The following is a 12,040-nucleotide window of genomic DNA, read 5'->3' on the forward strand; positions in this document are numbered from 1 at the left end:
TATTCATACATTTGTTGTATGTGATGTAACTACACAAAAACTCAGGAAAATACATATAATACCATGCGAACAGTTCCAGTGATTATGGAGGACTTCAACGATTGGATGATTGATAAGATCATGGATTTGGGAATACCAAAATGGGGTGCTGATTACGTTCAGCTGGCTATACTTCTGATTGTTTTGGTGATTATTATTTTTATAATTACACCTGTCGTACGGTCTTTTTTAAATAGGTTGTTAGCAAGCTGGGCAAAACGGACAGCTACCAAGTTCGATGATTTTCTGATCGAAAACAAGTTTATCTGGTACTTAACACAATTGATCCCCTACATCATCCTGTCCATTTTCATGCCAATCATTTTACAGGGGTTTAAAGCGTGGATTCCTATCATGACTATCTTCCTGCAGGTATATGGTGTGCTACTTTCTCTATGGATTATTCGGGCGTTTCTAAAGGCATTACTTGACTATGCTCGCACGAAAAAATCCCTTCATGATAAGCCATTGGAATCGTATCTACAGGTAATTATGATTATTCTGTATGTCATGGGTGGGCTATTGCTTTTTTCTATCCTGACCGGCAAATCATTGTGGACATTTCTCACCGCCATGGGTGCAGCATCAGCCATCATACTGCTTGTATTTAAAGACTCCATCCTGGGATTTGTCGCCAGCATCCAGGTCGCCACCAACGATATGGTCCGGATTGGCGACTGGATCCAAATGGACCAGTACGGCGCCGATGGCACAGTGAATGAAATCACACTTAGCACTGTCAAGGTTCAGAATTTTGACAAAACAATCACGACCATCCCTACGTACAGTCTGATTTCCGATTCCTTTATTAACTGGCGGGGCATGCAGGAGTCTGGCGGCCGAAGGATTAAACGCCCCATTTACATCAAAATTTCTACCATCCGCCATTTGACTCATGAAGAGGTTAATGAATTGAAGAAGATACAATTACTGACTTCTTACATCGAAAAGCGACAGAAAGAAATAGAAGATTTTAATGCAGCAAATGCACCCGACAGAGATGTGCTAATGAATGGTCGAAATCTTACCAACATTGGATTGTTTCGAAAATACATTGAACTCTATGCCAATCACAGACCAGATATCAACAAGGAAATGACCTTTATGGTCCGTCAACTCAGTCCCACCGCAAACGGACTGCCGCTGGAGCTATACTTTTTTGCAGACACTACGCAGTGGACCATCTATGAAGCGATCATGTCAGACATGTTTGACCATCTGCTCGCTTCGATTAAATATTTCCACCTGGAGGTCTTTGAAAATCCAGCTTCGGATGACCTGAGGAGTCTGCGGGAACATTTTCCGTCGACATCCACTACGAAATCGTCTTCGTAGTATTACTATTGACAGATTCGTTCCTGGAACTTCCAATGCACATTACTTACGTCTTTATATGACTAACTGAAGAAGGAGGAATGAGGCTTGCACATTGTTGATTCATTTAAGGCCCACCCTCCCAGAGCACTGAGGCTCTGGTTCCTTCATCAGACCAACATTTAGTTGGTCTGGTCCTACGTAGGGCCTCCTCATAAATGTGTAAAGAATTGAAAACCATGTAAATAAGTAGTAAAAGCATTAGTTTCAATGCAAGCTATATTGTATATTTAGTGAAATAGTTTGCACATGGTACAATACACTTCTCAACATCAGCTTAAAATTGAAGAATTTGGCAATCTTTACCAAATGAAACTTAATCCAAAAAATCGATGGGTTCAATTAGCTAATCATTTCCCGTGGGACCGTTGCGTAAAAATATATACACGGCATTTCTCCAATACAGGGAGGAGCACTATTAATCCTCGCATCGTAATTGGCAGTCTTATCATTAAGCATAAACTTAATCTGAGCGATGAAGAGACCGTACAGCTTATCAGTGAGAACCCGTACATGCAATTTTTTCTTGGACTGGATGAATTCTATGCAGAGCCACTTTTTGCACCTTCATTATTTGTAGAATGGCGAAAGAAGCTCGGTAATGATACATTCAATGAATTCTCTGACATCTTATCCAGGATATGTTATGGAGATAAAATGACAAAAGGAGAGAAAACGGAAGTACCCAAGAACAAAGGTAAAATCAAACTGGATGCTAGTGTTGCTGACCAAAATATTGCATATCCTACTGATCTTACTTTACTCAATAAGGCCCGAGAAAAGACGGAAGGGATCATTGATATATTGTATGACCACGTGCGAGATCAAATTAAAGTAAAGCCAAGAACCTATAGAAAGGTAGCACGTAAGAAATATCTGGCTGAATCAAAGAAGAAACAAGTCAACAAAAAGTCGTTGCGAAGTGCTATTCGATACCACCTCAACTGTCTGGATCGTAACATACGCAGCATCAACGAGATGCTGGATATGTTACAAGAAAATCCCTTGCCACATAAAAAGATGCGTGACTTTTGGGTCATCCAGACCCTTAATGATCAACAACGTGAGATGTACGACAATAAAATCAACAGATGCGATGATCGTATTGTTAACATCTCTCAACCGTATGTTCGCCCTATTCTCCGGGGCAAAGCCGGTAAGAAAATCGAGTTTGGCACTAAGCTGGGTCTTTCTCTTGTGGAAGGTATTGCTAAGGCAGAGACGCTCAGTTGGGATGCTTATAATGAAAGCGCAGATTTGATACCGCATGTAGAATCATACAAGAAACTTCATGGCTATTACCCCGAACTGGTGCAAGTGGATAAAATATACGGGACAAACAAAAACAGAAAGTGGTGTCGCGAAAGAAATATCCGGATGACAGTAGTCCAAAAGGGAAAGCAACCAGAACAAACACAATATGAAAAAAGGAAGCAGCGAAAGGAATTTAATGAGCGTAATGAAGTAGAGGGGAAAATAGGTCAGGCAAAGCAATCATATGGCATGAATAATATTAAAGCCAAACTCAGTAAGACCTCCCAATCGTGGATCGGATTAATAATCTTTGTAACCAATCACCTGGGCTTCCGGTTTCCATCAGTCTGCGACCATATTTTTCCATTTCCTCTTCATTGAAAACGTATCTTTTTGCTAGTTTCCATGGCTCTTCTAGGATTTTTCAAGGAGGATCTCCTTAAATAATCCGCCTTTAACTTGTAGCATCATTTTTTCGTCCATTTTGTAATTGTTGAATTCTTCTAGTTTTTTCATAATTAAAATTTTAAAGTTTTGCCTGCTTTTTATAAAGTCGTTCTCGGCATTAATGTGACTTCAGGATGCCTCTTGATTAGGTCTCCTTTGAAAACCTAAAATCATAGAAACCTATACCCCAATTAAAATGATCATCATAATTCGTGAATGCTATCCGACCTACAATTTACGGACCCAGGGTGCCATATTTAGTCAGTTTGGACAAAAATTTAAATTTATTTCATATTTTCATTTTCTATATATTTTAGAGGACGGCGACCATTATTTGATGTTTCGCCTCCCGGTGGTATAGGCTTTTTAGGATAATCGCAATGGTGACAAAATTGGTGAATCAGTGAATGGTATATATCCAGCCTGATGAAAATGCGGTACTCCTCGGTTTCAAATTTTGAATCTATGAAGAGACCCTAATTAATTCGGTAGCAGGATGCCAAAGGACAGGTTGAAATTGGAGTCTCCGTCTGCAAACAAAACGGTTGGTGTGAGATAGAATTGGTTGATCAGGAACGAACTGCCTATGTTAAATCCCACTCCACTGTAGCGATTGGAAAACCAGAGTAGGTCGACATCCAGTTTGGTTCGGCTGTAGTTCAGACCTGCAAAAGGGATAATAACGAAACTGGATTTGGTGGTGATGCGATGGGACACTATGAGGTTGAGACCGATCGTACCCGCTGTAAAATCCAGATCTTTAAAGTTATTGTGTTGGTAGGAAGCTCCGATTATCACATTGAGCGGGGCATTGTTTTCGCCCTGCCTGACCGCACGATACGCCAGGAAAGGTTTGATGGCTGTGGAAGTCAGATCGGCATCATTGGATTCTTCCAGGCCCAGGGTGATTCCCATCGTAAATTGGCCACTTTCGGTATAGGCAGCACCGAGGCCCACGAGGGTGGAGTATTCGTACGGACTGATTTGACCGTAAATCGTGAATCCGCTTTCGCCGGTATCGAATTGGTCGGTTTGGGAATAGGCGTGAAGGGAAATCAGCATCAATATGTGGAGGATAAGTAGTTTTTTCATGATCTTATGGGCTTTGAATGATTAAATAGGTGCAAGAATACGATGATTGTTGATCCGGCTGCTAAGGTAGGGCGGAGTTGTGCGGATTTATTTCACAATAAAAAGAAGGAAACCTTGGATATTGGGCGTTCCACGGTCTATGATCCGGGTTAGAAGATAAAATTTATGGCTTTGGGTTCGTTTCGACCTGTCTAGGGGACAGGACTGAAAAAAGTGATTTCTTAAGCCATACTGGGTAATCTACAGACTTCGGTACCCCTTGGAGCATAGAGGCACCGATCTCAAATGGATTTACTGGCTAAAGCATTCGGTGATGTCAAAGTAGTAATTTTCGATACGGGTGATGATTTCATCTTCGGTGACCGTTTTGGTTTCAATTTTCATTTGATCGAAAACTTTTCCATTCTGATGGATTAAAGACTGTCGAAGGAGTTTCCAATCGATCCGGCGTCCGATGCCCAGGCATCGTAGGATGGCATATTCTGTTGCTGTGTAATCATTGGATCCGGTTCTGTGGATCACGATTGGATTGTCGATCGAATTTCCGGTTCCTCCAGAAATGGGAAAATCGATTCCGAAATCGTTTTTGAGAAGTTCTTTTAAATTTATATCCATGAAGTTTGGCTTTGCTTTGTGGTTTCTCCAGGTGGAGTTTAGTGTTGCATATCAGAATGGAAAGATCCAGTGTTCGTCTGGATCATTTATGGTTCAATTTGATTTTTATTTTCATATGAAAATTTCGTTTTATGGGGATAAAATGTGGATCTCAGCTAGCCTGTTCAACGCCTATCTGCATTCGTTAGTTTCCAGTGAGGCAAGTTGGTTTGCAATAATAGGCTGGTAGTGTGAAATATTATTTCACATATTCATTGCCTGGGTGCATTTTTAGGTGAAAAATACCAGCGTAGCCCCTTCCTTTGGGAGCACAAGTGGAGAAGGAGCCCACCGCCGTCATGTGTTTTTATCGTCGCCTCAAGCTATACGGAATGTGATTTTCGTCCAGAAATTTGACAAAAGTTGAGAAAGCATTCCGCCCTTTGAATCCATTGTGAATGGCCACCAATAGTTCGGTTTTATTCTTATCCTGGATTCGGAAGTAATCGAACAAATGCGACAGGTGATTTTGGGCCACGGTGCAGTATTCCTCGGATTCACTATGATCTGTAAGCTTCCAATAATCCACCACCAGATTATCATTGTCGTAGTACGCGTTGGATTGCAGATAAATAGAGTTATTGGAGTAGTCATAGAGTGAAACTTCATCTTTTTTTATAGCAGGAACCACACGGGTAGGTTTTATCTTCCCAGTAGACCAGGGATCACCAAAGTCCACATCTTCCGGTGTCTTGACGATCTCAAAGATCTGATAGCCGGGCGGAGCATCATATGGAAGAACCTGATCGTCCTGCAGCAATATCCCACTGCTTATGGATCTTATTTTCAACCGATGAGAAGAGGTGGTGATTTCTGGAGGATAATCGCCATGGCGACCACCTGACCATTTCCATTTTGTTGTTTTGACATGATACAATTTGTGATTATACAACCAGGTCATCACGAAGGTCCCTCCATATTGATTTGAACGAGATTCCATTCTCAGGTGGATGGGAATACCTCGCCATAAGAGGGAGGTTTTGATGGGTTTTGTCGGGATATTCCATCGAAATGCGATGGTGTTTGGATCGATTCGGATCCATTCCCCGGTGGGGGACTTTTCGAGGTCTGGTATGTTTTTCATGTCTTTATATAGTATATGGTTAGCAATAACCAAGTATCAACGAATATTGCCGAGGTATAGACGGGAAAATACTACCAATAGCCATGATCAGGTCATTTTTATTTTGACGGTATGTCCTCATCCATTGACCACCGCGGAGTTTTATCTCTCGGTTGGTATCAATTTGCATTGATTCTTGATGAAATCGACTCAAAGATAGCGTTTATTTGGGCGTTTTTCAACAAAAAGTTATTTCAGCAAGATTTTTATCCCGAACTATTCACCACATACAGTTCAAAAACGATGTATGTATTTGATTGTCAATCTATTATTTGTACAAAATTGAGAAATTTCATTCCTCAATTTTGGGTATGTTTGGTATTTGCTTCAAGCATCTGTTTCGTTGCGAACCCCTTGAAATAGCTTACTATGTCTACGGAGTCCGACGCCTCACATCTACATAAAGCAAATACCATGAATAATTCGGGTTATGTTCGATGGTTGTAAAGGTTCATAGATCAAATGAAGGAAAAAGAAGAACATCTTGGCTGTAATATTATGTGGAAGTTGTGCAGATTTGTTTCACAATTAGCATTTTTCATTTTAAACTGATTATAGGTATTTTTAGTGGGTAAAATATTCGCCAGAATGAAACCCAATCCCGAAGAAATTAATGAGCTTGTTACTAAATTGATTGATGAGTATAGAATATCCACACGATTTATCAATATACTTTGGAAGGAATCTGACCATTACGAGCAATTGAGAGAATTGATAGAAACCAGAGTGAGTAAAGTGGATAAACTCAAACTGCTAATCAACAGCAAAGAAGCGTTATTTTTCTCTGGTTCGTCGAAAAGAATTATCCAACTAAGGGCCAAACTACTCGATAACATGGCGGATCCTGTGCTCCAGGAATTGTATTCCAAATTCGGAAAAGAGAATTATTGTTATTATCGTTCCATGGCTGTGAGGGAGTTATCCAAAAAGCGATGGATTTCCGGAAGATCCTGGCCCCTGGCATTTGTAAATACCTTTGGATTTCCCAGAGTATTCGCCGGGATGAAATCAACTAAAAGACCGCCAAGATTCATGGATGTCTTACCCTTCAAACCGCCTCCACCATTAAAACGCTTTCAAAAAGAAATTAAGAAAAACCTGATCACTGTGCTCAATAATGAAGGCGATCATACGCGGTGCATCGTTTCACTGCCCACTGGTGGCGGTAAAACCAGGACGGCCGTGGAAGCATTTATTGAATGGTTGAAACCCCGTTTTGATAAAGGGAAATATCTGATTTGGATCGCACAAAGTGAAGAACTATGCAACCAGGTCATCGAATGCATTGGGGAAATTTGGCAGGCTACTGAGTTCACAGAGCCCTTGCGCGTCTATCGATATTTTACGAGCGGTTTGGAGATCAGCAAGCTTACTTTCGATTCCAAAATTTCTGGAATAATAATATATGAATATTGACGTGAGTGCAAAATTTTTCAATATCACCGAACTGGAAAGGCCTGGGCATTACCCGTTATCCCTGGAGTTTTATGGTGGAAATATCCTGGACATACATTCTGATGTGATGCGAATCTCCTCCTTTAAGGGTGATTATTTTCCTACGGATGGATCAATTCTTTCATGTACAAACAGTTCGTACACAAATTCCTTATATTTACTGAGGAATCCTTATTCCCACCAATTTAAAAACCAAATCCGGAAACCGATCATGTATTTAATCAACCCAACAAGTAACAGTATACACAAGGTAAGAACCGTCACATTTAAAGAACTAGGTTTCAGAGAAAGGGACCATCTCCAGGAGTGGATAGCTAAAAATCCTTCCTGCCTTAATGAAGAACTATTGATTATTCAAAAAGAGTTTTCAGGGTTTAAGGATACCAATGAACGACTCGACCTCCTGGCTCTGGACAAGCAGGGGAACCTTGTTATCATCGAAAACAAACTGGATGATAGTGGGCGTGAGGTAGCATGGCAAGTATTGAAATATGCCTCCTACTGTTCTAGCTTGAGTACTGAGGATATCACACAGATATACAACTCATACCTAGGAGACAATACTGCGTGAGAAAAATTTGAAGACTTTTTCGAAAATGATGACTATGAAGAAAAATTAAATGCAGGGAATTCCCAGAGGATTATGATGGTATCAGGTTCCTTTCGAAAGGAAGTTACTTCTACCGTCATGTGGTTAATGAATTATGGACTTAGGATTCAATGTTTCAAAGCTACTCCCTATAAAATGGATGATTCGGTTTTGATCAACTTTGACCAAATCATTCCTGTCAAAGACACGGAAGACTTCATTATATCTATGGCGCAAAAAAACAGGGAGAATATTGAACGACAAGAAGAATTAAAAAGTCGACACCACTTAAGAATAGAGTTTTGGGAAAAGATGCTGGAAGCACTGAGCGCTGTAAATACATTATACCAAAATGTAAACCCAACAACGGACAATTGGCTATCAGCCGGATCTGGTGTCGGTAGCATACACTACAGCACAGTCGTTACAAAACTCGATTCCTGTATTGAATTGGTCATAAGTGGTAAATCCCAAGAATCAAATAAGGTGATTTTTGATCTATTGAAGGACAGACATGCAAAAATAGAATAAGCTTTTGGGAAGCCACTGATCTGGGAGCGGTTGGATGACATAAAACAGAGCAAGATAAAATATGAAATAGGGAACTTAAATTTATATAACAAGGATGATTGGGCTACTATGATCCAGTTCTTTGTTGAAGTTCTTCCGAAATTCGAAGAAGCTTTTAAGCCGCACATTGAGGGGATAAAGCAAAAAATAAAGGGGCTAAGGTAGAGCCATGGGTCGATACTCCGGATTTGTTACCCCCGTTTTACCAGGGGGGTCAACATGCTCAGCATTATTACCGGTGAATTCCAGGATAAAAATCACGCTTTTCGATCATTTAAACCCTTTTTTCCAATACTGACCTTGGGGGCCAATATTTGCTGTGCCTTTGTGAAGCCGATACGGTGAGGCCAATCCGGATGGTCAGATAAGTATAAAATTTTATTTGTGATTAATCAGAGATCTTAATCCTATTAATTTTGATCTCTTGAGAAAATTCATCCACAGTATACTGATTCAGGAATCCATCAATTTCACTTTTAGTGATAGGAGGAGGATGCATGGAAAGCATAAGGTCTAAGGTTACTGTAAAAGGCTCCGTAAGATATTTAAATTGGCCGTTTTTCGTTCTCCAGGCGAAATATGTTCTCCATTGGCTTGAAAACCATGATGGTAAAAATCCCACATCATCTATTCCATCATTATCCAGATCTCCTAGATTATATAAAGTACCTCCTGCAGCAGGGTCAACAACAATCTTTTGTCTTTTTGGATCGGAGGAATGTATCACGGTAAAACAAGAATCAGGAATAAGGCAAAATCTTTCTAAATTTCTGTCTGCCGTCATGGGTTTTTCTACCCATATATACTCATAATTGTTACTGTGATTATTCCTTATTCTAATGACTGGTCCCTTTTCTACAATGGGTTTATCATTAAGTACGGCCTCAGTGATCAAATCACTTTCTTCCACAATTAGCCATTTTCCTTGAATATACTGGAATTGTAAGTATGCAGGATATTGAGTGGCTGTTTTGCCGTTTTGAACTAGTTTAATAAAGCTACACCTTATATTATCGCCTATATATTCTATCCTAATTTTACCTAAAACTTTATGACCAAAATTTTTTGAAGAAAGTATATACGATTTTTTTTGCTCGATACACTCGGACTTCGACATGATCTTTCCGTAATAATTTACTTCATCTGCATAATAGTTTGATAAAGAGAGTTCATATTCATTGTCTACCAAATAGTTGATGCATTCATCCCAACCCATAACAAGTGATTCAAAGTTTTCAATCATCTTATTGTTTAGACCCAGCAGATTTGATGTAATAAGCAATAATAGGATGAATGTCATGCTCAAAAATCGCTTTGGAAAATGAGGATTTCTCTCCATTGTATCAAGGTTAAAAGTGGTATGATATAATTCGACTGAATCTTTTAAACAAATATAAACAATTGTACGCAAATCAGTGATGTGATGACCAAATTTGGGTATTTCGGTTCGTATTGTGCCAGTGTTTTTAAGGGTGCCAGTGAAATTCGGTTCAAATCGTGCCACGGGTAGTAGTTTATAACGGTTCGTTTTGTGCCACATATGGGTTTAGCACCCAATTTCATTTCACCATTCCGAAAGATCAAGTTAATGGCATGGGGGCGTAAAGTTTGTATTTTGGCCCAAGAAATAGCTATTGCAAACAAACTTGATTCAATGGGCTTAAAACAAATTATTCAATAAAATGAAGATAGTGAATATTGCGGTAATACTGCCCCCTATGCCGGTGATTATCCCCCCTGGGAGTTTTTGGTTTTTTGGGTGGGGGTTATACCGACAATATTACCGTTTTTTCTTAAATTCTCAACACTAATTCCGATTAGATGGGCAATATGAATCTATCGATCCAGGATTAAATCCGTCCGAGATTCTGGGGTAGTCTTACCAAAAACCTCGAACAAACTGGTAACGGTTAGCTGACTTATAATGATGGTGGATTACGAGGAATGAGAGTATTCAATTATTTCCATTTGATCAAATTGTGGTTGCAGATATGTGGGGCCTACGTCATTCAATATCAATAGATTGCCCCCTCTTGATGTATTCCCCAATGGCATAAATCGCAATATGCGTGTTGTCATATCCACGAATAGCACCAATCTGAAGCTAAAAAATGCCTGATCTCGGAATTGATTTATTAGTTGAGTCACTCAAGTCGCCACTATTCCCAATCCTGTTGCTATGCTTGATGAAGATCATCCAAATACACACCCAAAGTCAGTTAATGATGTTGTCGGGGGGTATTTCCATGTTCGCATAGCAGTTTTGGGGAAGCAAGGCCGGAATATCCAAAATCAGCATATTTCGTAATCAAATCTACCCTCGTTTTAATAGCGTATGATGATCAACTTGAGATTACCTCAAGATGTTGGTACACATTTAAATTGAAATATGCTCGGTTTTATGGGTTTTTTCTACAAATTGATTACATTAGCAAGTCAACTAGCCCCAAGCTATCATGTCTGAATTACCAATTCAACAGGAAAAAGTAAGAATCACCCGGAGAGAGGAAAGGGAGGAGGCACAGGCCTTCGTGGTATTTCCCTACTACCTGGACATTCACCGTCGGTATAATGAGGTCAACGGGCGTTTGAAGCAAACCATTATAAGTTGGACGCATAAGGCTGAGAGGATGACGGGGCAGCTGTGCGAAAATCTCAAAGTATACTCCTCGACTAAGTATATAAAGAATTCCAGATTAAATCCAATAACAAAGAAACGCAACGAATTACTACTTAGAACGGCAATAAAAGCAAAAATGTGGATTGAAGTAAGATGTGCGGTAGATAGTATAGGAATATAATCGAGACAAAACTTCCCGGCTATATACGGGGATAGAAATATAGCGGAAAAAAGGTAAGGATATAAAAAAGTTGGCAGCAATTATCTAATGGAACACATACTAGAAGAATACAAAGCAGTACGAGAAGAAATTGTGAGATTAGAGAAAGAACAAACGATTATTTCATTCTATGTTCTGACTGCATCTATTGCAGCAGCTGGGCTTGTTGTTAAATTTTCGTCATTTGCCCTAATAGTTCCGATTATATATTTAATCATTATAATCTGGGGGTTAGAGCGGTATCTAGTTTCCTCTAATCTTAGAGTTAGATTGAGTTCATATATAAAAGTGATACTCGAACCTAAACTTAAAGGAATTAATTGGGAGACTAATAATTTGAAATTCAAGGAAGAAAAAAAATTTATACAAAATAAATATTTCAGACGCCTAACAAATCTCTTTACCCTTTTACTCCTCGGTCATATTTGAGGAAAGGGAGTATTATAATGGCAATCATGTCTCAATCCTATTCTTACTGGTACTCGGGCTTGTTTAAAATTTTGTGTATTCGCTCAAAATTGATTCTGATTTCATGAGTAAAGTTAAATAATCATTTTATGACTTTCACCCGATCCGGGAATAAGATAGTCAGTTGGTTAAAAA

The 12,040-nt window shown here is 39.5% G+C and carries 8 protein-coding genes, 1 pseudogene and 1 riboswitch; of the genes and pseudogenes, 5 read left to right on the forward strand and 4 right to left on the reverse strand.

Going from position 1 to position 12,040, the window contains the following annotated elements:
• Nucleotides 1-63 precede the first annotated feature (63 nt).
• Nucleotides 64-1,374, forward strand: coding sequence for a mechanosensitive ion channel family protein (locus tag KUV50_RS17010; RefSeq protein ID WP_222581393.1), 1,311 nt, complete (start codon nt 64-66; stop codon nt 1,372-1,374).
• 288 nt (nt 1,375-1,662) lie between these two features.
• Nucleotides 1,663-3,048, forward strand: coding sequence for an IS5 family transposase (locus tag KUV50_RS17015; protein WP_261395348.1), 1,386 nt, complete (start codon nt 1,663-1,665; stop codon nt 3,046-3,048).
• A 546-nt stretch (nt 3,049-3,594) separates the two neighbouring features.
• Here KUV50_RS17015 and KUV50_RS17020 read toward each other — a convergent pair.
• The 3 genes from KUV50_RS17020 to KUV50_RS17030 all read right to left on the reverse strand — a co-directional run bounded on the left by KUV50_RS17020 (nt 3,595) and on the right by KUV50_RS17030 (nt 5,944).
• Nucleotides 3,595-4,206: an autotransporter domain-containing protein gene (locus tag KUV50_RS17020; RefSeq protein WP_222581395.1), complete on the reverse strand. Its 612-nt coding sequence runs from the start codon at nt 4,204-4,206 to the stop codon at nt 3,595-3,597.
• A 291-nt stretch (nt 4,207-4,497) separates the two neighbouring features.
• Complete coding sequence (locus KUV50_RS17025; RefSeq protein WP_222581396.1) at nt 4,498-4,821, reverse strand: hypothetical protein; 324 nt, start codon at nt 4,819-4,821, stop codon at nt 4,498-4,500.
• A 346-nt stretch (nt 4,822-5,167) separates the two neighbouring features.
• On the reverse strand, nt 5,168-5,944 hold the full coding sequence (locus KUV50_RS17030) for a pyroglutamyl-peptidase I (RefSeq protein ID WP_222581397.1): 777 nt from the start codon (nt 5,942-5,944) through the stop codon (nt 5,168-5,170).
• Between the two features lie 89 nt (nt 5,945-6,033).
• Nucleotides 6,034-6,131: riboswitch (SAM-I-IV-variant riboswitch) on the reverse strand.
• Nucleotides 6,132-6,571: 440 nt separating this feature from the next.
• Between KUV50_RS17030 and KUV50_RS17035 the strand changes: the two genes are divergently transcribed.
• The 3 genes and pseudogenes from KUV50_RS17035 (at nt 6,572) to KUV50_RS19485 (ending at nt 8,762) form a co-directional block, all read left to right on the forward strand.
• The gene (locus tag KUV50_RS17035) at nt 6,572-7,399 is read left to right on the forward strand and encodes a DEAD/DEAH box helicase family protein (protein WP_222581398.1); all 828 of its coding nucleotides are present in this window, start codon (nt 6,572-6,574) and stop codon (nt 7,397-7,399) included.
• Complete coding sequence (locus tag KUV50_RS17040; protein ID WP_222581399.1) at nt 7,389-8,009, forward strand: hypothetical protein; 621 nt, start codon at nt 7,389-7,391, stop codon at nt 8,007-8,009. Before KUV50_RS17035 ends, KUV50_RS17040 begins: the two co-directional genes overlap by 11 nt.
• Before the next feature lie 246 nt (nt 8,010-8,255).
• A pseudogene (locus KUV50_RS19485) lies at nt 8,256-8,762 on the forward strand (DUF4268 domain-containing protein).
• A gap of 223 nt (nt 8,763-8,985) precedes the next feature.
• Here KUV50_RS19485 and KUV50_RS17055 read toward each other — a convergent pair.
• Nucleotides 8,986-10,101, reverse strand: coding sequence for a hypothetical protein (locus KUV50_RS17055; RefSeq protein ID WP_222581402.1), 1,116 nt, complete (start codon nt 10,099-10,101; stop codon nt 8,986-8,988).
• Nucleotides 10,102-12,040 lie beyond the last annotated feature (1,939 nt).

It is taken from the genome of Membranihabitans marinus (genome assembly GCF_019802045.1).
Classification (GTDB): domain Bacteria; phylum Bacteroidota; class Bacteroidia; order Chitinophagales; family Saprospiraceae; genus Membranihabitans; species Membranihabitans marinus_A.